The organism is Rheinheimera oceanensis (assembly GCF_018831085.1).
Classification (GTDB): Bacteria; Pseudomonadota; Gammaproteobacteria; order Enterobacterales; family Alteromonadaceae; genus Alishewanella; species Alishewanella oceanensis.
Window position 1 is genome coordinate 19,607 of sequence record NZ_JAGPNM010000006.1, and the last position, 26,443, is coordinate 46,049.

20 protein-coding genes are annotated in these 26,443 nt (G+C 50.6%); 9 read left to right on the forward strand and 11 right to left on the reverse strand.

Going from position 1 to position 26,443, the window contains the following annotated elements; all coding sequences use genetic code 11:
- Positions 1–124 precede the first annotated feature (124 nt).
- Positions 125–313 carry a hypothetical protein gene (locus tag J3B89_RS13660; RefSeq protein WP_092796178.1) on the forward strand — a complete coding sequence of 63 codons (189 nt, stop codon included), beginning with the start codon at positions 125–127 and terminating at the stop codon, positions 311–313.
- On the opposite strand, the gene J3B89_RS13665 is transcribed toward J3B89_RS13660, so the two are convergent.
- The 3 genes from J3B89_RS13665 to J3B89_RS13675 form a co-directional block, all read right to left on the reverse strand.
- Complete coding sequence (locus tag J3B89_RS13665) at positions 243–3,440, reverse strand: efflux RND transporter permease subunit (RefSeq protein WP_215398170.1); 3,198 nt, start codon at positions 3,438–3,440, stop codon at positions 243–245. The two genes, J3B89_RS13660 and J3B89_RS13665, sit on opposite strands and share 71 nt — an antisense overlap.
- A gap of 3 nt (positions 3,441–3,443) precedes the next feature.
- Positions 3,444–4,505, reverse strand: coding sequence for an efflux RND transporter periplasmic adaptor subunit (locus J3B89_RS13670; protein WP_215398171.1), 1,062 nt, complete (start codon positions 4,503–4,505; stop codon positions 3,444–3,446).
- A gap of 79 nt (positions 4,506–4,584) precedes the next feature.
- On the reverse strand, positions 4,585–5,406 hold the full coding sequence (locus tag J3B89_RS13675; RefSeq protein WP_215398172.1) for a M90 family metallopeptidase: 822 nt from the start codon (positions 5,404–5,406) through the stop codon (positions 4,585–4,587).
- 182 nt (positions 5,407–5,588) lie between these two features.
- Between J3B89_RS13675 and J3B89_RS13680 the strand changes: the two genes are divergently transcribed.
- Positions 5,589–6,050 carry a tellurite resistance TerB family protein gene (locus J3B89_RS13680; RefSeq protein WP_215398173.1) on the forward strand — a complete coding sequence of 154 codons (462 nt, stop codon included), beginning with the start codon at positions 5,589–5,591 and terminating at the stop codon, positions 6,048–6,050.
- A 71-nt stretch (positions 6,051–6,121) separates the two neighbouring features.
- Here J3B89_RS13680 and J3B89_RS13685 read toward each other — a convergent pair whose 3' ends face one another.
- Positions 6,122–6,430: a hypothetical protein gene (locus J3B89_RS13685; protein WP_215398174.1), complete on the reverse strand. Its 309-nt coding sequence runs from the start codon at positions 6,428–6,430 to the stop codon at positions 6,122–6,124.
- Positions 6,431–6,562: 132 nt separating this feature from the next.
- On the opposite strand from J3B89_RS13685, the gene J3B89_RS13690 reads away from it, so the two are divergent.
- Positions 6,563–7,735, forward strand: a complete 1,173-nt coding sequence (locus tag J3B89_RS13690; RefSeq protein WP_215398175.1) for a substrate-binding periplasmic protein — start codon at positions 6,563–6,565, stop codon at positions 7,733–7,735.
- Here the strand turns inward: J3B89_RS13690 and J3B89_RS13695 are convergent, their stop codons facing one another.
- From J3B89_RS13695 to J3B89_RS13705, 3 genes are all read right to left on the reverse strand, one after another.
- On the reverse strand, positions 7,736–8,914 hold the full coding sequence (locus J3B89_RS13695; RefSeq protein WP_215398176.1) for an ABC transporter permease: 1,179 nt from the start codon (positions 8,912–8,914) through the stop codon (positions 7,736–7,738).
- The gene (locus J3B89_RS13700; protein ID WP_215398177.1) at positions 8,911–9,840 is read right to left on the reverse strand and encodes an ABC transporter ATP-binding protein; all 930 of its coding nucleotides are present in this window, start codon (positions 9,838–9,840) and stop codon (positions 8,911–8,913) included. The genes J3B89_RS13695 and J3B89_RS13700 overlap by 4 nt, the downstream gene beginning before the upstream one ends.
- 105 nt (positions 9,841–9,945) lie before the next feature.
- Positions 9,946–12,222 carry a patatin-like phospholipase family protein gene (locus J3B89_RS13705; protein ID WP_215398178.1) on the reverse strand — a complete coding sequence of 759 codons (2,277 nt, stop codon included), beginning with the start codon at positions 12,220–12,222 and terminating at the stop codon, positions 9,946–9,948.
- A gap of 193 nt (positions 12,223–12,415) precedes the next feature.
- Here J3B89_RS13705 and J3B89_RS13710 point away from each other — a divergent pair, with 193 nt between their 5' ends.
- Positions 12,416–14,749 (forward strand): putative bifunctional diguanylate cyclase/phosphodiesterase, encoded by a 2,334-nt coding sequence (locus J3B89_RS13710; protein WP_215398179.1) that lies wholly within the window; start codon positions 12,416–12,418, stop codon positions 14,747–14,749.
- A 12-nt stretch (positions 14,750–14,761) separates the two neighbouring features.
- Here J3B89_RS13710 and J3B89_RS13715 read toward each other — a convergent pair whose 3' ends face one another.
- Complete coding sequence (locus J3B89_RS13715) at positions 14,762–15,001, reverse strand: DUF2798 domain-containing protein (protein WP_215398180.1); 240 nt, start codon at positions 14,999–15,001, stop codon at positions 14,762–14,764.
- Between the two features lie 143 nt (positions 15,002–15,144).
- Here J3B89_RS13715 and J3B89_RS13720 point away from each other — a divergent pair, with 143 nt between their 5' ends.
- Positions 15,145–16,095: a D-2-hydroxyacid dehydrogenase gene (locus J3B89_RS13720; RefSeq protein WP_215398181.1), complete on the forward strand. Its 951-nt coding sequence runs from the start codon at positions 15,145–15,147 to the stop codon at positions 16,093–16,095.
- Between the two features lie 53 nt (positions 16,096–16,148).
- The gene (locus J3B89_RS13725) at positions 16,149–18,203 is read left to right on the forward strand and encodes a tetratricopeptide repeat protein (RefSeq protein ID WP_215398182.1); all 2,055 of its coding nucleotides are present in this window, start codon (positions 16,149–16,151) and stop codon (positions 18,201–18,203) included.
- A gap of 12 nt (positions 18,204–18,215) precedes the next feature.
- Here the strand turns inward: J3B89_RS13725 and J3B89_RS13730 are convergent, their stop codons facing one another.
- Positions 18,216–19,061 carry an RluA family pseudouridine synthase gene (locus tag J3B89_RS13730; RefSeq protein WP_215398183.1) on the reverse strand — a complete coding sequence of 282 codons (846 nt, stop codon included), beginning with the start codon at positions 19,059–19,061 and terminating at the stop codon, positions 18,216–18,218.
- Positions 19,062–19,146: 85 nt separating this feature from the next.
- On the opposite strand from J3B89_RS13730, the gene J3B89_RS13735 reads away from it, so the two are divergent.
- The gene (locus tag J3B89_RS13735) at positions 19,147–19,803 is read left to right on the forward strand and encodes a choice-of-anchor H family protein (protein WP_215398184.1); all 657 of its coding nucleotides are present in this window, start codon (positions 19,147–19,149) and stop codon (positions 19,801–19,803) included.
- Complete coding sequence (locus J3B89_RS13740) at positions 19,804–20,727, forward strand: hypothetical protein (RefSeq protein WP_215398185.1); 924 nt, start codon at positions 19,804–19,806, stop codon at positions 20,725–20,727.
- On the opposite strand, the gene J3B89_RS13745 is transcribed toward J3B89_RS13740, so the two are convergent.
- Together J3B89_RS13745 and J3B89_RS13750 are read right to left on the reverse strand one after the other, a co-directional pair.
- Complete coding sequence (locus J3B89_RS13745; RefSeq protein WP_215398186.1) at positions 20,719–21,789, reverse strand: hypothetical protein; 1,071 nt, start codon at positions 21,787–21,789, stop codon at positions 20,719–20,721. The two genes, J3B89_RS13740 and J3B89_RS13745, sit on opposite strands and share 9 nt — an antisense overlap.
- 108 nt (positions 21,790–21,897) lie before the next feature.
- The gene (locus tag J3B89_RS13750) at positions 21,898–23,289 is read right to left on the reverse strand and encodes a PhoH family protein (protein ID WP_215398187.1); all 1,392 of its coding nucleotides are present in this window, start codon (positions 23,287–23,289) and stop codon (positions 21,898–21,900) included.
- A gap of 240 nt (positions 23,290–23,529) precedes the next feature.
- Here J3B89_RS13750 and rapA point away from each other — a divergent pair, with 240 nt between their 5' ends.
- Complete coding sequence (rapA, locus tag J3B89_RS13755) at positions 23,530–26,442, forward strand: RNA polymerase-associated protein RapA (RefSeq protein WP_215398188.1); 2,913 nt, start codon at positions 23,530–23,532, stop codon at positions 26,440–26,442.
- The last annotated feature ends 1 nt before the right edge of the window (position 26,443 follow it).

Consider the following 26,443-nt stretch of genomic DNA (forward strand, 5'->3'; position numbering starts at 1 on the left):
ACTTAGCTATAAACTTTGCGCAGCATAGCATGCGCTTATTTTAGCGCGAAGCGGGCGCAGGGCCTTTTTGAAACTAAAGTTTAAACAGGTTAAGCTTTGCCACAACCATGCTACGGAGTACACCATGACAACCTTAATTACTATTTTAGCCCTGTTGTTTGCCGCACTGTTTATTCTGGTGACTCTGGCTGAAAAATACGGCAGCCGCGACACCGAAAAAACCGCCAAACTCAGCCGTTATATTATTCCGCTGATGATTGCCCTGGTGGCGGCACAGGTGATCCGCTTTGTGTTCTTCCCCGAACACGGTTGAGCACCGTTACCAATAGCGCCGGTAAAAATGTCAGGCTGATCAGTGTAGAAAACAACAAACCACAGAGCACAATAATACCCACGCCACGATACAGCTCGGTACCCTCACCCGGAATTAACACCAACGGTGCCAAACCAAATATGGTGGTAGCAGTAGACATAAGTATCGGCCTAAGCCGTGTTGCCACGGCCTGCAATACGGCATCGGTTATTGTCATATGGCCACCGCGCAGGTTATTGCGGCTTTGATCGACAATTAAAATCGGGTTATTCACCACAGTACCCAACAAAATTAAAAAGCCCAGCATGGTGATCATGTCAAACGGCTGATGAAAACCACCCAGCCCTACCAGTGCCAAAGCACTGCTTACGCCGTTAACTGCCGTCAGGCCAACCAGGGCCCCGGCCAGCCCCAGCGGCACGGTAGCCAGAATAAACAGCGGGTAACCCCAGTGGGTAAAAATGGCCACCAGCAACAGGTAAATTAATACAATAGCGATAACAAAGTTGCTGCCCAGTGCAGCTTTGGTTTCATCCAGTTGATCAGATGCACCGGAGATATCCAGCGTAACGCCTGCAGCTATCGCGCCATCACGCTGCAGTTGCGGTACCAGTTGCTGCTGCACTATGGCTACTGCGGTTTCCAGCGCAACCGAACGCGGCGGAATAATATACAAGGTTACGGTGCGGCGGCCATCTACCCGGCGCAGGGTGTCACTGTCAGCTACCTCAACCAGATCAGCCAGGCTATTAAGCGGCAATATGGCGCCCTGCGGTGTTAATACCGGTGTTTGCGCCAGTCGGGACAAGCTTTGTTCGGCCCCGGCGCTGCTAAACAGAAAAATATCAACTTTGTCGTCTGCCAGGAAAAACTCATCCACAAAGGCGCCATCACTCAGTGCCGATACAGCAAAACCAAAATCAGCAGCGCTGAAGTTAAGCTCGGCTAAACGTTGCCAGCGCGGGCGGATCTCTATCAGCGGCTGATCCAACGACAACGACGAAGGCTCCGAACTTAACTGTGGGTTATCAAACAGCCGGCCTGCGGCAACATAAGCGGCATCTGCAGTGCTGTATAAACTGGCTAAATCCGGGCCGGAAATATCCAGCGCCACCGCGCGGGTGCCGCCGTCATTGCTGCTGATAATAGAGCCGCGCGCCGAAAAGGCCCGCATACCGGGATACTGGCGGAATTTATCTGTTATTGCGTCCATCATGGCATTAATGTCTTGCGCCCGGGTGGGCTCGCTCATTACCCAAATGCGCCCTACCGAGACGCTAAGCGAATAATACTGCAGCGATGGCATGCTGGTTTCACCCCGGTCAAACAGTGCCGGATCGGCATTCACCTGAGCAGTAAGATAACTGCGGATCTCCTTCGCTATCTCTGCCATTTCTGACAGGTTATAGCCGGGCGGTGCTATCATTGACGAAAACGCTTTTGGCTCTTCGCCCTCGGGTAAATATTCTGCCGGAGGCATTAAGTACCAGGCCGCACCCAGTGTTAGCAATGTGGTAAGTGCCAATACCAGGCCACGGCGCAGCCGGGTATGGATAAGTACCTGCACCAGACGCAAAATAGCACCGGGTGCCAGGCTCTGGCTGTTATCACCTGTGCTGTCCTGGTGCATAGCCGCACTTTTACCAAACCCCAGCCGGGCAATGGCGGCCGGTACCACAAACACTGCCACCAGCATAGAAGCAATAATGGCCGCGGCAATGGCAATGGCGATGTCGGAGTACAGCTGGCCGGCTTCCTGCTCGACAAATAAAATTGGCATAAATACCAGTACAGTAGTCAGGGTAGAAGCCAGCACCGCTGGCCAGACATCACGTACACCGGCAATGGCGCCTTCAATACGGTCCAGGCCGCGCCTTCGTGCCTGCTCAATGCTTTCCAGCACCACTATGGTGTTGTCTACCGTCATGCCGATAGCAAAGGCGACACCAGCCAGCGAAATAACATTGATGGTGCGGCCAAACGCCAGCAGGCCTAAAAAAGCCGCTATGGTACAAATGGGTATGCCAATCACGCCCACAAGCGTAGCGCGGCCGGAGCGTAAAAACAGATACATAACAAAAGTTGCCAGCGAGGCGCCTAAAGCCAGGTTAGCCCAGACATTGGCGATAGAGTCTTCAACATAACGCACGTCATCGCCTATCAGCATCAGTTGCAGGCCGTTAGGTGCCAGCATATCGCGGTTAATTTGCTCTACCACCTGCAGCATACCCTGCTTAATGTTAATAACATTAGAGCCGGGTTCACGCCGCACCGATAATCCCAGCGTTTGTTCGCCGTCGGCAAACGACAGGTTACGTACTTCAAAGTGATCCAGCACTATGGTGGCGACATCTTTCAGCCGCACCTGATTATCGCCCTGCTGGCTAAGAATAAGGTTTTCCAGCTCATCGATACGCTCAAAACGGCCCACCATCCGTAGCAGGTAACGGCGCTTACCACTGTCGATATCACCGGCCGAGCTGTCACGGTTGCGCGCACGGATGGCGTCACGCACATCAGTCAGGCTAATGCCGCGCTGCGCCAGCCTGGCCGGGTCAACCAACACCTGTACCTGGCGCTCGGCACCACCGCTAACACCTACTTCTGACACGCCCGGCACCCGCTCCATTTGTGGCCGCACATAGTCTTCGGCGTAATCGCGCAGCATGTCCATGTCCAGCTTAAGCGGGTTGCCGCTCAGTGGCATCAGGCGAAAATACATAAAGGCATTGCTGGAATAGGAACTGCTAAATAAGCGGGGTTGGTCAACGTTTTCCGGGTAAGCGGATACCTGGCTTAGCGCATTGCTGACACGGATCAGCGCTTCGTTTACGTCTACCCCAAACGGAAACTCCAGCTCTACCTCTGCCGAGCCGGTACTGGCGCGCGATACCATGCGCTTTAAATTCGGCAGGGTGCGTAAGTAGCGTTCCTGCTCGATCAGAATTTCTTTTTCCACATCCTGCGGGGTGGCACCGGGCCAGCCGGTCACCACACTGATAGTGCGCACTTCAAGGTCGGGGATCATCTGTACCGGAATACGCAATGCTGCCACAATGCCCAGTACGCATATAATCAATACCGCTACGGTAAGAATAGTGCCACGGCGAATACCGGCTTCCAGCATGGCTTACTCCTTGTCGTCGCTAAGTATACGCACGGCCTGGCCGTCACGCAGTGTTTCATTGCCGCGCACTACTACGGCTTGCCCTTTAGGCAGGCCGGATAAAATTTCTACCCCCTGCTCACTGTTACGGCCCAGTTTAACGTTATGGCGGTAGGCTTTATTATCACGAATGGCAAACAGGCTGAAATTACCGTCGGGGTGGCGCAGTAACGCATCCGGCGGTACAACCAGCACCGTGGCGTCATCACGCTCAAAATAAAAAGTGGCGCTGGCAGAGGTGCCCGGCAATAATGCCTGCTGCTCGTCTGTTACTTCAAGCCGGGCCAGAAAACTACGGGCACTGCTGCTACCCACCGGTACCGTTGCCAGTAATTTTGCACTCAGTTTGTCACCAGGCAGCATATCGGCGCGCACTTCAATGCGGCGCAGTGCCGACATGGCAGCAAAATATTCCTGCGGTACCTGTACATCCAGCAATAGTGGCGTAAGGCTTACCAGCTGTAGCACCGGCGTACCCAACGCCACCCATTCCCCTACGTCAGTGGTGCGCTGGGCTATAACACCGGCAAAGGGCGCGGTAAGAGTATGGCGGGCGACAATTTCCTGCTGTTGCTGCTGCCCGGCTTTAGCCTGTTGCAACATGGCCTCGGCCTCGGCCAGTGCGGCCCGGCGCAGGCTTAATTCAGTTTGCGGAAAGAGTTGTTGCTCGGTCAGTTTTTCTGCTTCAGTTACCAGGCGCTTGCGTTCGGTTTGTAACACCTGAGCGGCAATTAATGCGGCCTGGCGCTGTGCCAGCTCATGCTGTGCCAGAGCGGTGTCCAGTTTAAGTAACGGCTGGCCTTTGTTAACCGCGCTGCCGGCATCTACCAGCAATTCAGCCACTAAACCGGCCGTGCGGCTGGACAAACTGGCATTCTGCTGCGCTGTTAAACTACCACTGAGTACCAGTTGCTCTGACAGGCCCTTTTCCTGCGGCATAGCTACCCGCACCGGCACTGACTCCTGAGCCTGCACCATTACTGACAGGGTATTGCAAAGCAACGCTGTTGCTATTAACCAACGCATAACGCACTCCGATCAAATAAGAATAATTCTTAATAAGGTAGGAGTATGCCGTAAAGCGCTGTTCAGATCACTTTTTTGTTTAGTGCCAGCTAAGCGGGTTAAGCCGGTAAAACCGGCTTAACTGCTGATACAGTTGTGGGTGCAGCGCAGATAGCTGCTGCGGCTGTTCAAAGAATACTTCACTGATTACGGCAAAAAACTCCGCCGGATTAGTAGCACCATAATGATCAAATAAACTGCTCTCCCCCCTTGTAGCTTGCAACTGCAGCGTGTTGAATTCAGTTGCCATAATACCAGACCACTGCTGATAGTCGCTGCTGCGCTCAAGCAGTGGCGCACCGTTGGCAACGCCTTTTTCCTGATCCAGCTGATGAGCAAATTCATGGATCACCACATTGCGGCCATCACAAGGGTTGGCAGCACCGTTTAGCGTGTCGGCCCAGCTTAAGATAACCTTACCCAGCCCCCAGGACTCGCCCGACAATACCCGGCGCTGCTCATGCATTACCCCGGCACTGTCAGCACTATTACCACTCACCACAAAAGCGGCCGGATACAGTAAAATTTGCTTTAGCTTCGGGTAGTAGTAATCCGGCCGGTTCAGCAGCAATAAGCAGGCCTGCGCGGCTATGGTTACGCGCATTTCATCGGTAACGGTTAAACCTTCACAGCCGATAAACTGTTTTTCGGCAACAAATACCTGGATATGTTTTTTCAGCTGCAGCTGTAAATCGGCCGGTAAGGCACGAAAATAAGGCAGGCGGCGTTTTAAAATATCACGCCAGGGCGCCGGAAAGGGTTTGGCCATCAATTGTTTGCGTTTATAACGCTGCCAGTAAGGCGATAATAGCACCAGCGCAATGATCGCTGCGCCCAGTAACACTGTAATCAGGATAGCCAAGCTTCACCTCAGACTCAGGCAACGGTATGCTGCCAGCACTATGCTGCAAGTTTATTGCTACTGGCTTAATGTGGTGTTTTAGATAGTTTTTCAAGTTCGGCAAGCTTTAGCCTAGCAGGCACCATAGCAGAACTTTGCGCCGGCAATAACCTCTAATGGCGGTAATCAATAAAGGACATTCAATGTTTCAGTTATTTAAAACCTTGCTTGATAAAGTTAATGATGGCTTGTCTGCCCCGGCCGCCAGCAAAACGACCTATGGCCTGACAGAAGCTGAGCTGGCATGTGTGTCGTTAATGCTGATGGTGGCACATGCCGATTTTAGCAGCAGTAATGAAGAACTGGCGTTGGCAGAGCAGTACGTTAAACGTGAATTTAACTTGTCTGGGGCCGACACTAAAGCAGTAGTGGCTCTGGCTGAGCAGCAGGCCAAGGACGCCACCTCGCTGCACCAGTTTACCGCGCAGTTAAAACAATTGAGTTATGAAGCCAGGCTGACGCTACTGGATAGCTTATGGCAGCAGGCCTACGCCGACGGTGTGCTGGACCCGAACGAAGAAGCTATGCTGCGTAAAATTGCCGACTTATTGTTTATCCGCCACGGTGACTATATTCAGGCCAAGCTGGCGGTGTGTGGCGAATAACCCAGCTTTAACACCTGATTAAGAAGAACCGGTTAGCGAGACTTAACAACTTACTTAACAACTTCAGCCGGTTAATCTTCACGCTTACGCAGCACTTCGCCTTCGATTACACTGCGTGGTTGTTCGGTCGACTGGCCTGTATTGCCTGCGCCAGCTTGCTGGCGTTGCTGCCAGGCTTTAATTTTAGCGCGGTGGCGAAACAGCAGTATCGGAATTAGAATCCAGCTGAGTAACAGCATAAACACCAGAATAGCCGCACCGGCCAGCAACATCAGCCCCAGTATTAACCAGGCCAGCAAACGCTGCAACGGGCCTGCACTCTGGCGCCGGGCAAACATTTGCTGCCACTGGCTACCCTGTTGTTTAAACGATGAAAACATAATTACCTCAATTCAGGCGTTTGCGCCCCAGTATACAGCCTTAGTGTGGGTGGCTACGCTGAAGTTCAACCCCTGGCCGGTTAACTGGCTGCTATACTTGATGCCTGCGACAAGACACTGTGGATCATCAATATGTTCTTAGCGTTGTCACTCAGCACCTTACTACTAGCTTCTGACGTTGGCGGTGCGGTGCTGCTGGGCACCAATGTGCCAGCTAACAGTGCCAGCAGTAGCCATCAGCAAATTAACTGCATTATGCAACAAACCCAGCAGCCATATAAGTTATTACCCATGCCCTGGCGCCGGGCCAAACAAGAAGTAAAAATGGGCCGTATTGACGGCTACTTTACAGCTATTCCCAACGATGAAATGAATGATCATGCCGTCTTGTCGGCGCCGTTGTTTCTGGAAAACTGGTACTGGTTCTGGCATCCGCGCCATAGCGGACCAAACAGCAGCAAAACGCGCTATGGCGCTATTTTGGGCAGCCATCAGGCCGACTGGTTTAACAGCCAGAACTACAAACTGGAAGTAGAAGTCAGTGACATTGCCCAGTTGGTGCAACTATTGGCAATAGGCCGTATTGATGCAGTGCTGGCCGATCTGGAAGAGTTTACCCATACCGCCAGCCGGTTAAAAATGCCGGCGGATCAATTTGAACAACGCTTTTTCCGTTATGTGCCGCTGGGCGTATATTTTTCGCAGTTGCGCTTACAACAAAAACCGGGCTTTATGCGCCACTTTAATGCTGCTGTGCATTTATGTGCTTCTGCGCCTTTTGCGCTGGCGCAGAGCGAACAACAGCAAATTCTCGCCTTATTGCTTGGCAGCGTACAACAACTGGCCCGCGACAGAACCTTGCTAGACGCAGTACAACGGCAAAACAGAGCAGCGGCAACACTGGCAGAAATCCGCCAGCAAGACACCCTGTGGCAGCAAGAAGTACTGCAAGGGCAAAACGAAAACCACCTGGCACATCAGCTATTGCAAACTAAAGCTTCAGTCCAACTGCGCCACTGGCAAGACAGCTACAGCGGCCTGGTTACGGAAGTGATCCTGATGGATAACCAGGGGGCCAATGTCGCTATCAGCGCAATCACAACAGATTACTGGCAAGGTGATGAAACGCCATTTCTCAGCGTATTTGGCCAGCAAAGTGACTATTTTATCGATGTGGTGGAATATGATCAGTCTACCCGGCGTTTTCAGGTAAAACTCAGCGTGCCGCTGGCTGATGCACAAAGCCACCACATTGGTGCGCTCAGCATTGGTATTGATGTTGAGCGCGCCCTGTCGGCAAACTGATTAATCAGCTTTATTACTCAGCGCCCAACGCACTATATCGCCCCATGAGGGTTCTTTACCGTACATTTGCATGCCGCGTAAAAACACCCGGCCGGCAACGCGGCGCATCCAGTAAACGGTAGCCAGCAGTAACAGTAGCGACAGCAACGGTTGCCACCAGGGCACTGTTACCATGGCCATTTTTACCGGCATGGCAGCAAAAGAGGTTAGCGGTATAAAGCTAAGCAGGGTCATCCCCATACCAGCCGGGCTGTCGATAACAATAAAGGTTAGTATCATTGGCAGCCAGGTAATCATCATTACCGCACTTTTACCGCTGTTGTTCGGATCATCAATTGATGCGGCTATCGCACCCATAAAGCTGGCGCACAGCACTACGCCCAACAACGCAAACGGAACAAGCCACAGCACCACACTGATATCCAGCCAGCTTAAATCAACCGCTTTTTTTGCAAACAGGCTAACCACAGCAAATGACAGCAACATAACCAAAGCCGAGGTAAGCATAGCTTTAAGGGCACTGAAACTATGCCCCAGCACCTTGCCATCCATCCATTGCTGGGGCGTTACTATGGCGTAAAGCTGCTCGGTCACGCGCTGCTGTTTTTCACCGGTAATGCTTACCAGCACCTGGCCAAAGGCGGTACTTAAACCGACAAACAGCAAAATTAACGCACCGATGGCAATCATTTTTTCGGGCGTGTCTTTACCTTTGTAGGCTTGATCCAGATAACGGGTTTCTATTTCTACCGGTTGCTCCAGCGCAAGCAGTTGTGCGGCGTCCAGCCCCATTTGTTGTGCTGCCAGATGCCGGTAATGTTTTTGCAGTACCTCATCCAGCTGTTGCAGCCATTTTTTACCGGTAAGCGTATGCACGACCAGTTGCCCCTCATTCAGGCTGATTACTGCATGCCAGGAGCCATCACTTTGCATCTGCATAAGTTGTGTTTCCAGTGCTATGCCGGGGCGCTGAAACTGAAATTGCTCCGTGTTGGTTATTTGCAGTTCTTGTGGTACCGCAATGCGGTATTGCTGCTGGCTCTCATCGGTGAAAAAACTCCACAGCGCTATAGCCGCAATAACAGCCAGCATCAGCAAATACGACACCAGTTGCTGTTTCCATTTAAAAAACCGCAGAAACTCCCACCTGGCCACAATTAAACTTTGCCGCGATATCATGCTGCAGCCTCCGGTTGATGCCTGGCCATTGCCGCCAGATATAGCTGATGTAAATCGGCCGACTGCATTTCTACCTGAGTCAGCTCGCCGTATTGCAGTAGCTGCTTCAGACAATCTGACACCTTAGCCTGCTCTGCCAGCGTAAGCAGATAATGCCGCGCCTGCAGTTGTTGTACACTGACTATGACGTCCAGTTGCTCTAACTGCGCCATGTTTATCTCGCTGCTAAAGCCTACCTTCATCTGACGCTGATTCTGGCTTTGCTGCTGAATTTGCTGCAAGGTTCCGGCCAGTACAACCTGGCCCTGTGCCATCAGCAGCATATGGTCGGCCAGCTTTTCTACCATTGCCATCTGGTGGGCACTTAAGATCACCGTCATACCTTTGGCTTTCAGTTGCTGTAAAAACAGCACAACTTTTTCCTGGTTTATCGGATCAAGCCCGGAGAAAGGTTCGTCCAGAATTACCAACGCGGGTTGATGCAATACAGCTGCGATCAGCTGCACCTTTTGCTGGTTACCCTTCGACAACTGTTTTAACTCGTCGTGACGCCGTGTTGTCAGTTCAAATACGTCCAGCCAGTACGCCATTTCAGTAAGGGCTTTGCTTTTGCTTAAACCATGTAATTGCGCCAGATACAGCAGGTTCTTTTCTATGCTTTTGTCCGGGTACAGGCCTCTGTCTTCCGGCAGATACCCCAGCAGGCGGCGCGGCACATGGTCGTAATGCTGATCCTGATAACTGATCATAATGCTGCCGCTGTCAGGTTTGGTCATACCAACCAGCATACGGATAATAGAGGATTTACCGGCACCATTTGGGCCTAACAAGGCAAAGATTTCGCCACTGTTAATATGAAAGCTGACATTCTTAACTGCCTGCACCGAGCTGTAAGCTTTATTAATAGCGGTAACGATTAACTGCATCTAGGTTTCCTGTTAATAACTTAGTGGCAAGCTTATCACCGGCAAAGCGTTTTATTCCAACAGCAAAGTGTGAGCAAATATGTAAGCCTTTAGCATTAACCGGTTTCAGTAATGTTTACCAAAGGATAAATACACCGCATCAGAGTAATCAGACTCGCCCTGCTCGGCCATACCTACACCAAAATACAACGGCCCCAGCGGCGTATCCCACCCGAGAAACACACTACCCGCCCACAGCCAGTTGGTAGCGTCTGCGCCGCCTGACGCGCCAAACAGATCTTTACGTACCCGGCCCCGCTCCAGCGAGGTGCCCAAATACAGCGGCGCGTTAAAAAATGAGATTTTCTGCTCGGTCAGCCGGTATAAATACACCAGACTGCCAAACTGGATCTGGCTGCCAAACAGTGAATCGGCCGGGTAACCGGACAAATTCAGAAAACCGCCCAGATTAAACTGTTCCAGCGCAAAGCTGTCTTCGTCGGTGTTGTAATGATCGAATCGCCAGCGGGTACGCAGCGTATGCTGCTGCCAGCTTTTCGCGGCCAGTACTTCGGTACTGCTACTTTTGCTGGATACCTCTGTACCCATAGCATCGTCGTTAAGAAAGCGGTAGTTGCTGGCCAAACGGATGCCCCGGGTCGGGAAACTGCGGCTGTTCAGTGTATCCCAGATAAACTGTACGTCAGGCCCGTGGCGCTGGTAGCTTACCGTGTCGCTGCCTAACTGGCTGGCATACAGGCTGGGCAACAGGTACTTGCCGTCGCGCAGGGCCCAGCCCAATTGCAGGCGGGCATGATCAGAGATATTCCAGCCTGCACTGAGCAGCAGGCTGTTTTCTGTGTTTTTCAGTTCACCGGCAGATAACGCCTGAGTGTCTTGCAGTGTTTGGGTATCACGCCGGTGACGATAACTGGCTTCAGTATAAAAACCACTGTCGGCCAGCGGCCAGTATAGTTCGGTATGCAGGTATTTGTTGCTGCCAAGTGCCAGCTCAGAGTGCCATTCAGCGCCCCAGGGCGACAGATTGCTGCGGGTATAACCTGCTGCCAGTTGGTACTGATGATTATTACGAAAATCATCTTCAAACATCAGGCGGAAATTCATATAACCCGGCCCCCAGCTTTTTTCTTCGGCCCGCACTGTTAACAGGGTTTCACCATTGTCATCGACGGTAAGGTGCTGGGTAACACGCTCAAAGGTGTCAAGACCATACATCTGGCGTAAGCCGCGGCGAATACTACGCTCGGTATAAAAATCGCCCGGCTGCAACTCCAGCCGCGCCAGTAACAACTCATCACTGAGACGGGATTCATTTTGCAGGCTTATGTGGTCAATTTTAATAGCTGCATCATCGGCCTGGGCAAACCGGCCAAACCATTCACGATAGACTTTTTGCGGCTGGCTGAAATCGGCCAGTGCCTGCACAAAACGAATGGCACTTTGCCGCCCTGATTGCACGGCCTGGGCAATATTGCCAAAATCCAGTGTGCTGATATTCACCAGATCCGGTTGCAGCAACAGATCCCGTTCAGTCAGCAACTGCATTTGCCGTTGTACCCCGGCCCGCACCAGAAAACTGGTCAGTTGCTCTGTAACACTAAAAGCCGACTCCATCTGTTCGCGGCGTAAAAGCGGTGAATCAATACTAACAGCAATAATACGGTCTACGCCCAGTTGTCGTGCCACACTGATAGGCAGGTTGTTTACCACACCACCATCTACCAGCAACTTACCGTTTAACTCCAGCGGCCGCACGACACCGGGAAGGCTCATTGATGCCTGAATAGCCTGTACCAGGCTGCCATCGCTTAGAATAACTTCTTCCTGAGTGAGTAAATCGGTTGCCACGGCGCGAAATGGCACCGGTAAATCATCAAAATGCTTCAGGTTAGCAAAGGCACCAAAGGTGCCATGCAGAATTTCTGCCAGCGCCTGGCCGCTTAAAATACCTTTGGGTAAGCGTACACCTTGTTCCGATACCCCCAAATCCAGATTTACCGGTAAGTCGTCGCTTTTATGTTTGCGCCGCAGCGGCATTTCATCACGGTATACCCGATCACGAAAACCATCAGCCCAGGGGGTATTTTCCAACCGGGCCGCAATTTCGCCGGCACTATGGCCGCTGGCATACAAACCACCAATAAAAGCACCGATACTGGTACCCACCACCAAATCAACCGGTATTTGCTGGCGCTCCAGTTGTTCAATAACACCCAGATGTGCACCACCACGGGCCCCACCACCACCAAGCACCAATGCTACGCAAGACCGTTGCTGCTGCCTGGCTTGCTGACAAATATCAGCTGCGCTGGCAGCAGGGCTGCAATATAAAGTAATCATCAGCAGTAACAATGCCAGTTGTATACCTAACCCTGTCTTCATTTGATATCTATCCGTCTTTAGCGCTACTTTGTTGCCAGTTTTTATTTGAGCCAGCTCTGGCTTATTGCTATTGTTAATAAAGTTTTCAATTTGGTATCCAGCATTATGCCTTATTCTTCCGTTCTGGTACTGCTGTTCGCAGTACAGTTTTGCTGAACTTTACTGTTGCTTTAATAAACATAGCTAAGCTTTGATGACATTCAGCTCATTACGCACCAAACTGATACTGATTCTGTTGGTATTGTTAAGCCTGCTGGCAACAGCTACCGGGCTGGCCACACTTAGCACGATGAAACGTGACAGTGAATTACAGGCCGGACACATTCTCAGCGTGGCCGGTAAAGTGCTACGTGAAGCATTGAATAACAGAGCCAGTCAGTTAAGCAGCAGTGTGCAAATTCTGGCTACTGACTTTGGCTTTCGCCGTGCGGTTGCCACTGCAGAGCAGGACACCATAGAATCTGTGCTGGCCAACCATGGTAACCGTATTAATGCCAGCCTTACCTTACTGTTGTCACCCGACGGTGCTTTGCTGGCCAGCTCGGATACAGCAATTAAAGCCACCGATATAGCGCCGCTGTTTCAACAAACACAGGGCAACAGCACAGCGCCGGTAAACGATATTCTGCATTTGGCCGGCCAGCCCTATCAACTGGTACTGGCCCCGGTAAGAGCACCAGCGTTAATTGCCTGGGTTGGCATGGGTTTTCCGCTTGATAGCACCTTAGCCAGACAGATCCGCGGCATAACCGATCTGGATATCAGTTTTGTTGCCGCACAAACGCAGGGCTATCAGTTATACACTTCTACGCTCGATGCCGCTTATCAACAGCAACTCCCTGCATTGCTCGACACCTTGATCAACGATGCCGGGGTGCAGCACAGTAACCCGCAGCAAGATTATATTTCGCTGGCTATGCCACTGGATCAGCAACAACAGCTATGGGCAATACAGCATTTATCTAATCAACGCTGGCTTAGCAGCTATCAGCAGTTTCGCCATCAACTGCTGCTTATTTTCGGTGCGGCGTTATCGCTCACCCTGCTGGCAGGCATTATTTTTGCCCGTAGCATTACCCAACCCCTAAAAGCGCTAAGCTACTTTGCCAGGCGCATCGGCCAGGGGTTTGATGAAACTATTCCGGTACGGGGTAACGATGAAGTAGCCCTACTTAGCCGCACCCTTAGCGCCATGCAGCATGATATCCGCCAGCGCGAACAACAGTTGCAGTTTAACGCCGAACACGACTCACTGACCGGCTTATATAACCGCACCGCCGTAGAACGCTTATTGCCAAATCTGTTAGCCAGCAGCGATGGCAGCCTGCTGCAAATTAATATTCAGCAGTTCAAACATATTAATGATGTACTGGGGTTTAGTAATGGCGATATCTTGCTGCAACAATTGGCCAGACGGCTAAAACTGGGCCCGGAAATGCCGGTAATGCTGGCCCGGCTGGGGGGTGATGAGTTTTTGCTGGTATACAATATCTTATTAACCGAAGGCCAGATGCGCGCCAGGCTGGCGGCTTTGGGTGAGGGTTACCAGTTAGCCAACACGCAAATTAATCTGAAAATCTGTATTGGCATGTATCATTTTTTCTGTCAGCAAAGCAACGTAAATGATGCCCTGCGCCGGGTAGATATTGCACTGGACAACGCCCGGCTGGCACCACAGCGCACGGCCATTTACCTGCAAGGCCAGGATGAAAGCCACCAGCGTGAACTAATGTTGATCCGCGACCTGCCCGAGGCACTGCACAGTGGCCAGTTTTATGCTGTATACCAGCCCAAAATTGATCTTGCTTCACAGCAATGCAACAGTGCAGAAGCACTGATCCGCTGGCAGCACCCCAAACTGGGCCTGATTGCCCCTGACGAGTTTATTCGTCTGGCTGAGCATTCCGGCAATATCAGCCTGATTTCGGACTGGATGCTGCAACAGGTCATAGCGCAAACAGCAAAGTGGTGGCAACAGGGGCTGCGCCTGCAAATAGCGGTAAACCTGTCGGTACATGATCTGCTAAACCCGGCCTTAGCCGACAATATTAATGCCCAGCTGCAACAATACCAGTTAAGCCCTGCAGCATTAGCACTGGAAGTCACCGAAAGTGCGATTATGCAGGATGCCGCAACAGTAATAACCCAGCTACAACACATACGTAGCCTGGGTATTACGCTGGCAATTGACGATTTTGGCACCGGCCAGTCATCTTTGGCCTATCTGAAACAATTGCCGGTGCATGAGCTTAAAATTGACCGGGCTTTTGTCAAAGATATCGAGCATAACAGCAATGATGCCCTGATAGTTGCCGCGACAACACAACTGGCGCACAGCCTGGGCTTTGTTGTTACCGCTGAAGGCCTGGAAAACCAGGCAGGGCTGGCCAGACTGCAGCAATGTGGTTGCGATAAAGTGCAGGGTTATTATTTTTCCCGGCCGCTGCATGGCGAAGCCTTTGCAACCTGGTTACAGCAATATAACAGCCATCATCCGCACTGGCTTAATGCCCAGACAGCGAAATAAAGCTGTATGCTACTAAGCTGTACGGGTGTCCGCCTTCACCAGTTTTGCCGTAAGCTTGCGGCTTAACGGCGCAAAAATAAATACCAGCGGAAAAGCACAGGCATGGGCATACAAATAGGCTTTAAACCAGGCACTGATAAAAGCATCAAACCAGCCCAGATTAATAAATGTCAAAATGCCTGACATCAGAAATGCCATAAAACCAGACATAATAAATGCAAAAATAAACGGCTGAAAACGCATTGGAAACATGAGCCAGGTTCCACACAATAAGATAACAGGGGTATTTGCATGCGACTTTAGCATAATTCAGCAGCAGAACCGTTTACCTCTCGCCAAAGCGCTGGTATAACGCGCCGGAACAATAACGCCTGCCGCTTTAACAGGACACTAATATGCATAATATAGTTTTTCTTGATGCAGATACTATGGGCGATGCCGACTTATCGCCGTTACGCAGCAGCGCTGTAACCCTGCAGTGTTATCCGTACACTGCGCCGCAGCAGGTAGTCAGCCACTCGCAACAGGCCAGTATTGTTATCGTGAACAAGGTAGAACTGACAGCTGACATGCTACAGGCCTTACCCGGCTTAAAGCTGATTTGCGTTGCCGCCACCGGAGTAAACAATGTCGATGTTGCAGCGGCCCGCCAGTTGGGTATTACTGTCTGTAATGTGCGGGGTTATGCCGATACTGCTGTGCCACAACATGTTTTTGCACTTTTACTGCAACTTACCAACAAAGTTCAGCAATATCATCAGGCCGTGCTGCAAGGTAACTGGAGCCGGAGTAAACACTTTTGTCTGCTGGATTACCCGGTAACTGAACTGGCGAATAAAAACTTTGTGGTAGTCGGCTATGGTGCCCTGGGGCAGGCCAGTGCGGCGCTGGCACAGGCATTTGGTATGCAGCTGATTATTGCCGAACAGCCGGGCGCGGCGTCCTGCCGTCCGGGCAGAGTGCCATTTACCGACGCCCTGGCACAGGCCGACGTAATATCGCTACACTGCCCGCTGACAACAGCCACTACCAAGCTGTTTAACGCTGAGGTTTTCGCCACAGTTAAGCCTAATGCCTTACTTATTAACACTGCCCGTGGCGGCCTGATTGATGAAGTAGCACTGCTTGACGCTTTGCAAAACGGTACTTTGGGCGGCGCGGCGCTGGATGTGTTAACACAGGAGCCGCCACCACCGGACAATATACTGATCCGCGCCAATTTACCCAACCTGCTTATCAGCCCCCATATGGCCTGGGCCAGTGCTGAGGCCCGCCAGCGCATGGTGATACAACTGGCTGATAATATTCAGGCCTTTATACAAGGCAGCCCAAGGCATCAGGTGTAGCTGCCGGGACTAAATAAGGCTAAACTGCGATAAAAATAAAAACAGTTATTATTATGCCAATACGTACTGCCCTGCTGTACATCGCTTTGCTATACATAGTGTTGCCATATACAGCACAGGCTTCTGAGCGCTTACAATTGCGCCTGAATGAGGCCAGCAGCAATGCCGAACAGGTCAGCAACCAGTTGCTGTCGCAACCAACAGCCTCATTTAGCAGTGAAGACTGGCTGGTGCTGGGGTTAACGCAGTTGCGCATGCGTAATAAAGATACCGCCATGGATGCCGCTGAGCGCGTGCTGCAAAACCGGGCACCGCCGTATTTACAGGCTCAGGCTTACTTATTAAAGGCACAAATTTACGGCATTTTATACCGCGACACTGCCATTGCCATTACCCAGTTGGAACGGGCCGAATTAATACTGCAAAACGAAACCGATCCGTTTAGCCTGCAACTGTACAGCGATGTGCTGCAAAGCTTTGCGCAGGCTTATAATCAGCTGGGGCATGTGCAAAAAGCCATTCCTTATGCCGAACGCAGCCTGGCACTGGCATTAACCGGAGAACAGCCTGAGGCTGAACTTAAAGCCCGTATTACACTGGGTAGGCTGGCACTACAAAATAACGCCTATAATCAGGCTTATCAGAATCTTAATCTGGCGCTGCAACTGGCCACCCGGTTAGACGACGACGAAGCACTGGCCTCTATTCACTTTCGCCTCGGCATGGCATACCGCAAAATTGAAGATCACAAACATGCTCTGGCTCACTTACTGCAGGCAAAAGAGCGTTATCAGAAACTACAGCGCCACTCCAACTATACCCACACCCTGCTGTTTATCGGCGAAACTTATCTGGAAGATACCGCGACTGCAGAGCAGGCCAGCCAATATCTGAACGAAGTGCTAACACTTGCCAGACAGCAAGATGACTTACTCCGGGTGGGTATGGCGCTGCAGGGCCTTGGCCGGCTGGCAGTACTACAACAAGATGATGAGCTGGCATTGCAGTATTTTAATAACGCTTTGCAATTATTCCGCCAGCAAAACGTACAAACTTACCTGCATGAAAGCAGCCTGGCTTTAGCAGAGTTACTGTTCCGCCGTCAGCAATACGCCGATGCCAATAGCCTGATAGCAGAGCTGCTGCCGCACATTCCGCAGTCAGCGGCGTACTTACAATACCGCTACAACGAGCTGTTAGCTAAACTGGCAGCACATCAGGGCAACTGGCAACTGGCTTACACCAGCATGCAGCAAGCCAGTAGCCTGCGTTTTGAGCAATTTACCGAGCAAAATAAACTGCAGCTGGATTTAATTAATAACGGCCTGAACCAGGTGGCAGCAGCCAGCCAACATCAAACTGAACTGGCACAACTGCAACAACAATTACAGCAGCAACAACGCTATAGCCAGTTGCTGGCGCTGGTAATACTGCTGTTGTCGCTAGTGGCGGTGTGCGCTGTAATTTGGTGGAAATGGCGTAAACCTGTAGTTCAAAATACGGTAAAACTCACCTCTCCCGGCTGGCATAACTTTTGTCAGCGCGTACAACATCAGGCAGCAAAAACCCCGTTACACCTTCTGGCTTTTGCGCCAGCGGCAGTGACAGAGCTGAAATTACAATTTGGTGAACAACGCTTACAGCAGGCAGTGCACACTTTTATGCAACAACTGAAATGCAGTCAGCTAACCGCCAGTTGTGTTAACGATGATGTGCTATGGCTGGCTTTGCATACCGATGACAATATGGCCAAAGCGTTGCAACAACAGCTGTCAGCACAGCTACAGGCTTTACTGCCGGAACGTTTTACCAGCCAGCCCTTTATCAGTTTACGGCTGGCATTGCAGCAATTATCAGATACTCCCTGGCAACTGGCTGAACTTAACACCCTGCCTGAAGCCTTCTGGCTAAGCTGGGCACTGGCAGCTACTTTGCCGCCACAGCAGCAGCTTTGGTTACTGGCATTACACAGTAAAACGGCCAGAGCCTGTGAATGGCACAGCAATATGGTGCGGCAAGACTTACTCAATGCGATCCGGCTGGGCAATATTGAACTTAGCTGCAATAACACGCAGTTGCCCGCCAGTATTGCCGACGAGTTAACCTGAGCCGCTCACCGGTTATTCCCGGTTTGCCCCGTGTAACCTGAGTTGTGGTGGCACACTAAAACTCTGGCTTTTATGCCGCAGCGGGCAGCTAAAACTAAGCTTAACGGCCTGTAACGCCAGCCCGGTACTATCTTTATTGCCCTGACCGTACTGCGGATCACCCATTACCGGGTGGCCAACTGCGGCAAAATGCCGCCGGATCTGATGCTTACGGCCGCTGATAAGATCAACTTCCAGCCAGCTTTGTTGCGTTGCCGTGTCAAATTGCAACAGTTTAAAACGGGTAAGGCAGGCTTTGTCATCCAGTGGCAAACTGATTTCGCCCTGCTGCAATAAGCTATCGGATAACTGACCCATAACCCGGATAACATATTGCTTGCTGATCTTATGCCCGGCAATCAGCTTGCTAAATGCTGCAGCCGCATTTTTACTGTGGGCAACAATAACCACACCACTGGCTTCACGGTCCAGCCGGTGCAGTAAAAACACCTGGCGTTTTGCCGCAAAATGTTGCTCAACCGCACGCAGTAATGACAAATGATCGCCCCACTCGTTGCCCTGCGACAACATACCTGCCGGTTTAAACCACAGGCTGTACTGCTGCTGATCACTTATCAGCTGCGCCGGCTCACAGCTACGCTGTAATAAATCATCATCATAATGCAATTGCAGCTGTTGCCCTGCTTGTAAGGCTGTTTGCGCGCGACGCAGCCGTTTTTGTGGTTTACCGCTTAGCAGCACAGCGCCTTTACTCATAGCGTCTTTCAACCGGCCTTTTGACAGCTCAGGCACGTGCAGGCTAAGCAAATCAATAGCATTTATGCTGCTCTGTGCCACTACAGTACGAACCAGTCTCATTGCTTTACACATCCTTTACGTTGAAGTTCAGCCAAAATTCATCCCGCCAGCCTGTAATAGTAACAAAGCATAAGGAGATACCGTTATGAAAAATATCAGCTTTAGCCTGCTAAGTTGCCTGCTGTTATGGCTTGCTGTGCCTGCAATCGCCAGCACAACCGATAGCAGTACTACCGAGCGGCGCAGTGAACATAAACCACAATTAAAAAGCGTAAAAGATAGCAAAGTAACAACCCAGGCTTATCAGAGCCATGTCTGGTTTCATAGCGTTGATGTGTTTATCAGCGGCGATCTCAATGCTAATGGTTATTACCACAGGCTGGAAGTTGAACTTGATGCCGATACCTCATTACCCTATCAGCAGGTATTTGCTGAGTTTACCCTGCTGCCAAGCTACGGCGATGAGCGGGTATATTACACCAGCAGTGTATTTGAATTGTACAGACAAAGCCCCGATGACTGGCTGGCAATTGATACGGTGCTGGAAAACCGCTTTGCACCGGATGAGTATCTGCTGACTATAAGGCTGTTTGATGCAACAACCGGCTACCTGCTGGCAGAGATATCCGGCTTTGACGATGCCAACCTTGATTACATTCCACTGGAGGATTACAACAGAGACAGCTACATTCGCAGCAGCGTAACGGTTGAAGCATCTGGCGGCGCCACTGGTATCTTGCTGTTGCTGGTATTATGCTTGTTGTCTGGGCAACGTTATCGGGCGTTACGTCACTGGAGCTGAATGAAATTTACGCTACTGTTTTTTTTACTGCTGCCGCCAATACTGGCGGCAGATACGTTGCGTTTTTCCCTGCAACAGGACGATGGCCAGACACATTTTCACTACAATTTCAGTGTGGCGGGGCAGCCACAGCAACTGAACTTTAGCGTTGCACAAACGACATTAAGTAATCATTTCCGTCAATTCCGCCGTTTTCAGACTAACGTTATGCAACAGTATTTGTGGCGGGATCTGCAACTGCATATGGCGAAATACCCTAACACCCGTTTGCAGCGCCAGCCAGACAGCAATGCATTGCGTTATCAGATAGTCAGTGCTGATAAAACTCAGCTACCACAATTGCAACAGGAATTAACCCGGCTAACGGCTGAACGCAGCCAGTTCTACCTGCAGCAGGCTTATTATTATCAACTAAGCCTGCCCTGGAGCGGGCCCGTTATTGTGCCGGACCACCAGCGGCTGATGCAGGAAAGCCTGAATGACCTGTTGCCGGTAGCCACAGCCTTACACGATAAGCTGGTGAACACCGCCGCCCGGGATACACTGGCATATATCAGCAGTTGGCTGCAGCAGTTGCCCTATCAGGATTTATCTGACCGGCAAAACTCCACTGGCAGCACTTTTAGCCCGCCACTAAGAGTATTGCAGGAAAACCGTGGCGACTGCGACAGCAAGACGGTACTACTTGCTGCGCTTATCCGCCTGCTGCTGCCAGATGTAAAACTTGCCATAGTGTACCTGCCACAGCACGCCATGCTGGCAGCACAATTACCGGGCAGTGCCATGGACGAAAAAGTGATCATCGAGGGTAAAGAGTATCTGCTGGCCGACCCTACCGGCCCGGCACTGTTGCCCCCCGGTCAGATCAGCCAAAGCTATATTATGTATACCCGCAGCGGCCAGTTTGGTTACCGTTTACTCTGAATCCGGTTTTTTTCTGTCATCCAGCTGATACACCTTGTCAAATACTTCGGCCCAGCCCTGCGGAATATGCCGCACACCGTGTGCCTGGCCTGCGGCCAGCCGGTCAATATGCACAATTAAACGGCCCACTGCGGATAAGGTGCGCTTTTTATAACGCCACTGTAATACCACTAGCAGGGTGCTCAGCAGCAATAAATATCCCAGCCAGTGCCAGAAAAAAGTTTTTAGCCCTGCCGCAAACACATTAGTTTTATGCTCCAGTACCGCCAGTGACCAGGGTGTGCTGCTTAAACGCTGCACTTGCAGCATATGCTCATCGGCACGCTGCGGCCGTTTGATATTAGTTGCACCACCCACCAGCTCGCCAGACTGATCCAGCAACATAAAATCCAACTGCGGATACTGGCCGTGTACCGGTGCCAGCAAAGAGTCAGTTGCCAGTATGTACAAAAAGCTGCCCAGCTTTTTATCCTGATAACTTAGCGGCACCACCATTGCTGCCTGTTGTGGCGAAAAATGCGAATAAAACACTAAGTCGCGCTCAAAGCTTAACGTTTGCGTGGTGTTATGTCGCCATTTTAACAACTGCTCTGTCAGATAATCCGGCCATTTAACCGCACCATTATATGCAAAGCCCTGCTCTGAAAAATAATACAGCCCTTTAACAACCGGTTGTGTTTCGCCGGCCAGCTCAAAATATGGCTGCAACCGCAGCAACATTTGCAACTCCAGGTTAAGCGCCGCATTTTCACTGTATAACGGCAACTGCTCGCTATCGGCTGTGACAATAGATAACACCGGCAAACTATTATCGTTTTGTATCGCAGGTAACTGTAGTTTGATCTGTGCATTACGGCGCAATGCTTCAGCAAACCCCATCAATGGTAACAAAGTGCTGTCCAGTTGCTTTACTGCATTATCCAGCTGGCTTTTGCTGTGCACCACTTTACTGTCAATAGTCAGCAGGTAGTGCCCGGTTGCTCCCAATAACGACAACGCCAGCACCAGTAGCACACCCAGCAGGCTACTACGTTTATATTCAGTGTATACAGGGTTTTTCATGCAACTCCTTTGCATATCCGGATGGGCCTTCGGGTAATTAAGAACAAAAAAAGCCTAGTTGAACTATATCATTAGTCAACCAGGCTTTTTATAAACAAGATACCCGGCTTACAAATTAGCTTCCGCGAAAGATGCCAGACGGCTACGCACCACACCATTTAAGTTAATAGTGGTACTGCCCTCAAAGTTTTTAAATCGCTCAACTATGTAGGTTAAACCGGACGTTACTGCCGTTAAATAATTACTGTCAATCTGCGACAAATTACCGGAGCAAATCAGTTTGGTTCCCTCACCACAACGGGTAATAATGGTTTTTAACTGCGCAGCGCTTAAATTCTGACACTCATCCAAAATAACTATCGCATTTTGAATACTGCGCCCACGCATAAAGTTAACTGACTTAAACTGAATATTGGCCTTTTCCATAATGTAATTAACGCTGGCGTGCGGATGTTCGTCGGTTTTGTGCAACACTTCCAGCGAATCTGTAATAGCGGCCAGCCAGGGCGCCATTTTTTCTTCCTCTGTGCCGGGTAAAAACCCGATAGACTCGGCAATTTCCGGCGTATTGCGCGTTACAATAACTTTGTCATACATACCTTTTTCTATTACCAGCTCCAGTGCTGCAGCCAGGGCAATTAAGGTTTTACCACAGCCTGCCGGGCCGGTCAGGATCACTAAATCCATTTGCGGATCCAGCAGTGCCTGCATTGCCATAGCCTGATAGATATTTTTCGGATGAATACCCCAGGCATGGCGGTGCATTAAACGTTCATAGCCAAAATCGAGAATGCGGATTTCTTTATCCGTTATTGCCACCACTTTACCAGCAAAGCCCTCAACCTCATCAATCAGATATTCATTAAGATAAGCATTAGGTAACACACTGCGGCTAACATAATGATAGGTTTCACGGCCTTCATTCTCGGTGCGGCACTCGCCTACCAGGCTCCAGAAATCGCCGGGAAATTTGTAATAACCTTTATATAAAAAACGCACATCATCAATCAGCTGGTCGGTACGATAATCCTCTACCAGTTTTAAACCTGCACCTTTGGCTTTAAGCCGCATATTAATGTCTTTAGTAACCAGAATAACCTTAGTCGGGCTTTTTTCCCGCTGCAGGTAAAGTGCCGTATTAATGATTAAGTGGTCATTCTCGCCGCCGGGCAAACCGGGAATTTCATCAGTAATATGATGATCATTAATAATAAACAGATGACCACCCTGCTTTTGTTCGCCCTGGCGCGGCATAGCCACACCTTGCAGCATCTGATCAGGTGATGCATCTTTTAGTACATCCTCCAGTGCCCGAATGGCAACCCTGGCATCACGGCTGACATCTTTGTTGCGATCTTTTATATGATCAAGCTCTTCCAGTACTGTCATCGGTATTACAACATCATGTTCTTGGAAGTTAAGGAAGGCAAAAGGTTCGTGTAGCAGGATATTGGTGTCTAAAACGTAGATTTTCTTATCTTTACTTTTTCTTCGCGCCATACGGGGCTCCTCTTCGCCTGACACAGGTCTTTACCGGTGTCATAAAACAAGCATAGTGCAACTGATAAACTTTGCCTCAGCTTATGTCAAAATTTAACGTAACTTCAACTACTCATAATGTGCCGTTGCGGTATGTCAAGCAGATGACAATATACTCTGCACTATTTAATGCAAATACAGATGCAGTAAGACATGATTCCTAGTACCATAGCGCCCCCGTTTTAGCTGATAGGGTACAAGATGAAGTTTGCTCTGGGACAACGCTGGATTAGTGATACAGAATCCGATTTAGGTTTAGGCACCATAGTTGCGCTGGAAGGCCGCAATGTCACATTGCTGTTCCCTGCCAGCGGAGAAACCCGGCTTTACGCCCAGGCCGAAGCGCCATTAACCCGGGTACAATTTAATATCGGCGACGAAGCAGCCAGCGCAGACGGATTTAAACTGCACATCAGTGCTATCAAAACTCAGCATGACATTCTGATATATTGCGGCAGCAGGCTGGATGATGGCAGCTACACCGAGCTGCGTGAAACCTTTTTGGATCACTTTATCAGCTTTAACCAGCCGCAAGACCGCCTGTTCGCCGGCCAGATTGACCGTTTCGACTGGTTTACCCTGCGTTATCAGGCCTGGCAACAGCTGCATTTGCAACAAAAGAACCCGCTACGCGGTTTATCCGGCCCGCGGGTCAGCTTAATTGCACATCAGTTGCACATTGCCAATGAAGTAGCTCAGCGCCATGCACCACGGGTACTGCTGGCCGACGAAGTAGGCCTGGGTAAAACCATTGAAGCCGGTTTTATTATTCATCAGCAAATTATCAGTGGTTTAGCCAGCCGGGTCATGATAGTAGTACCCGACTCGTTGCAGCATCAGTGGCTGGTTGAAATGCTGCGCCGCTTTAATCTGCACTTTGCAGTATTTGATCAGGAGCGCTGCGAGCAGTCACTGCTGGACAACCCTAATCCGTTTGATACTGAACAACTGGTGCTATGCAGCCTGGCATTTCTGAAAAACCAGCCGCGCTGGCATCAGTTAGCCACACAAAGCCAATGGGATTTATTAGTGGTGGACGAAGCTCACCACCTGCAATGGCATGAACAGGCACCAAGTGAAGAGTATCAGCGTGTCAGCGAACTGGCAGCCAATACCGCAGGCTTAATTTTGCTTACCGCCACCCCGGATCAGCTGGGGCATGAAAGTCATTTTGCCCGGCTAAAATTACTCGACCCGGCACGTTTTCACAGCTACAGCGCGTTTTTACAGGAAGAGCAAAGCTATCAGCATATAGCCGTCGTCGCCAAACCACTGTTAGCGCAGCGCAGCCTGACTCAGGCTGAAGCTCAGGCACTGCAGCAGGTGCTGAATGAAAGCGATATAACGGCTCAACTGGCGTTACTAACCGCGACTGACAGCGATACAGAGCAACAAACCATAGCACGGCAGCAATTACTGGCTCAATTGCTGGACCGCCACGGTACCGGCCGTATTTTATTCCGTAACAGCCGTGCCAGCGTCAAAGGTTTCCCCAAGCGCCAGGCCCGGCTTTACCCGCTTAGCCTGCCAGAGCAATATCAAAATGCGCTGAAAGTGCATTTCAGCCTGAACCCGGCATTGACAGAAGCCGAGCGCATTAATGCAAACCTGTTTCCGGAGCAGGTATTTCAGCAGTTCGATGCGCAAAGCAACTGGTGGCAGTTTGATCCCAGAGTAGAGCAACTGCTGCAACTACTGAAACAACATAAACATGATAAATTTTTACTGATTTGTGCCCGGCCACAAACCGCTATTGCACTGGAAGAAGCCGTACGGGTGCGTGAAGGTATCCGCGCTGCAGTATTTCATGAGGGCATGAGCATACTCGAGCGAGACAAAGCAGCAGCCTACTTTGCTCAGGAAGAATACAGCGCCCAGTTACTACTGTGTTCAGAAATTGGCAGCGAAGGCCGCAACTTCCAGTTTGCTCATCATCTGGTGTTATTTGATTTGCCACTCAACCCGGACTTGCTGGAACAGCGCATTGGCCGTCTGGACCGTATCGGCCAGCGGAGAGATATTCAGATCCACCTGCCGTATTTTACCGGCCAGGCTCAGCAGGTACTGCTCGATTGGTATCAGCAGGGGCTAAATGCGCTGGAGCACACCTGCCAAACCGGCCGCACAGTGTTTGAACAGTTTGCATCACAGCTACAGCCGCTGCTGGCAGCACAAGATGCCAACGATAATGCCCTGCAACAACTTATTGCTCAAACCAGCCAGTTTAACCAACAGTTAAAACAACAGCTGGAACAAGGCCGGGATCAACTGCTGGAAATAAACTCCGGTGGTGGCGCTGCAGCCAAAACACTGGTGGCAGAGCTGGAGGCACAGGATAACGACACCGCCCTGCCCATGCTGATGTTTAAAGCCTGGGACATGCTGGGTATTAACCAGGAAGATCGCAGCGACACCAGTATTATTCTTACCCAGTCCGAGCATATGCACTGCGCCAGCTACCCGATGTTAAATGATGACGGCATTACCGTTACCTTTGACCGCGCAACAGCACTGGCTGAAGAAGATATCCAGTTACTAAGCTGGGATCACCCTATGGTACGCGGTACGCTGGATATTCTGACTACCGAAGCACATGGCAGCAGCTCAGTGGCAATACTGGTGAATAAAGCTCTGCCGGTTGGTAGCTATTTGCTGGAGTTTATCTTTATTGTTGAAGCCAGTGCCCCTGCCGCATTGCAGCTAAACCGCTATTTACCGGCAACACCATTACGTTTATTGCTGGATAAAAACGCCAACAATCTGTCAGCCAAAGTCAGCTTTGAGCAATTAAATAAGCAGTTAAAACCTGTTGGCCGCCAAACCGGCAGCAAGCTGGCAGGTGCGCTACAAAACTTAATTCATCCGTTAATTGCCAATGCTTCTGCTATGGCAGAACAACAGTTAGCCGACATTATGCAAGCCGCACAACAACGTGCAGAACAGGCACTGAATGAACAACAGCAACGCCTCAGCGCTCTGCGTAAATACAACCCGTCGGTGCGGCAGGATGAACTTGATGCACTGACAGCACAGCAACAACAGCTAGCCGGATACATCAGTAAAGCGCGGCTGAAACTTGATGCTATCCGCCTTATTGTTGTCAGCCACGACTGAT

What these genes read in the sequence shown, in the direction of transcription:
- J3B89_RS13690 (WP_215398175.1), top strand. Translation starts at nt 6,563, where the DNA reads ATGTTCTTAGCGTTGTCACTCAGCACCTTACTACTAGCTTCTGACGTT.
- rapA (WP_215398188.1), top strand. Translation starts at nt 23,530, where the DNA reads ATGAAGTTTGCTCTGGGACAACGCTGGATTAGTGATACAGAATCCGAT.
- J3B89_RS13745 (WP_215398186.1), bottom strand. Translation starts at nt 21,789, where the DNA reads ATGAAAAACCCTGTATACACTGAATATAAACGTAGTAGCCTGCTGGGT.
- J3B89_RS13700 (WP_215398177.1), bottom strand. Translation starts at nt 9,840, where the DNA reads ATGCAGTTAATCGTTACCGCTATTAATAAAGCTTACAGCTCGGTGCAG.
- J3B89_RS13665 (WP_215398170.1), bottom strand. Translation starts at nt 3,440, where the DNA reads ATGCTGGAAGCCGGTATTCGCCGTGGCACTATTCTTACCGTAGCGGTA.
- J3B89_RS13680 (WP_215398173.1), top strand. Translation starts at nt 5,589, where the DNA reads ATGTTTCAGTTATTTAAAACCTTGCTTGATAAAGTTAATGATGGCTTG.
- J3B89_RS13740 (WP_215398185.1), top strand. Translation starts at nt 19,804, where the DNA reads ATGAAATTTACGCTACTGTTTTTTTTACTGCTGCCGCCAATACTGGCG.
- J3B89_RS13660 (WP_092796178.1), top strand. Translation starts at nt 125, where the DNA reads ATGACAACCTTAATTACTATTTTAGCCCTGTTGTTTGCCGCACTGTTT.
- J3B89_RS13720 (WP_215398181.1), top strand. Translation starts at nt 15,145, where the DNA reads ATGCATAATATAGTTTTTCTTGATGCAGATACTATGGGCGATGCCGAC.
- J3B89_RS13730 (WP_215398183.1), bottom strand. Translation starts at nt 19,061, where the DNA reads ATGAGACTGGTTCGTACTGTAGTGGCACAGAGCAGCATAAATGCTATT.
- J3B89_RS13685 (WP_215398174.1), bottom strand. Translation starts at nt 6,430, where the DNA reads ATGTTTTCATCGTTTAAACAACAGGGTAGCCAGTGGCAGCAAATGTTT.
- J3B89_RS13750 (WP_215398187.1), bottom strand. Translation starts at nt 23,289, where the DNA reads ATGGCGCGAAGAAAAAGTAAAGATAAGAAAATCTACGTTTTAGACACC.
- J3B89_RS13715 (WP_215398180.1), bottom strand. Translation starts at nt 15,001, where the DNA reads ATGTTTCCAATGCGTTTTCAGCCGTTTATTTTTGCATTTATTATGTCT.
- J3B89_RS13695 (WP_215398176.1), bottom strand. Translation starts at nt 8,914, where the DNA reads ATGATATCGCGGCAAAGTTTAATTGTGGCCAGGTGGGAGTTTCTGCGG.
- J3B89_RS13705 (WP_215398178.1), bottom strand. Translation starts at nt 12,222, where the DNA reads ATGAAGACAGGGTTAGGTATACAACTGGCATTGTTACTGCTGATGATT.
- J3B89_RS13735 (WP_215398184.1), top strand. Translation starts at nt 19,147, where the DNA reads ATGAAAAATATCAGCTTTAGCCTGCTAAGTTGCCTGCTGTTATGGCTT.
- J3B89_RS13710 (WP_215398179.1), top strand. Translation starts at nt 12,416, where the DNA reads ATGACATTCAGCTCATTACGCACCAAACTGATACTGATTCTGTTGGTA.
- J3B89_RS13725 (WP_215398182.1), top strand. Translation starts at nt 16,149, where the DNA reads ATGCCAATACGTACTGCCCTGCTGTACATCGCTTTGCTATACATAGTG.
- J3B89_RS13670 (WP_215398171.1), bottom strand. Translation starts at nt 4,505, where the DNA reads ATGCGTTGGTTAATAGCAACAGCGTTGCTTTGCAATACCCTGTCAGTA.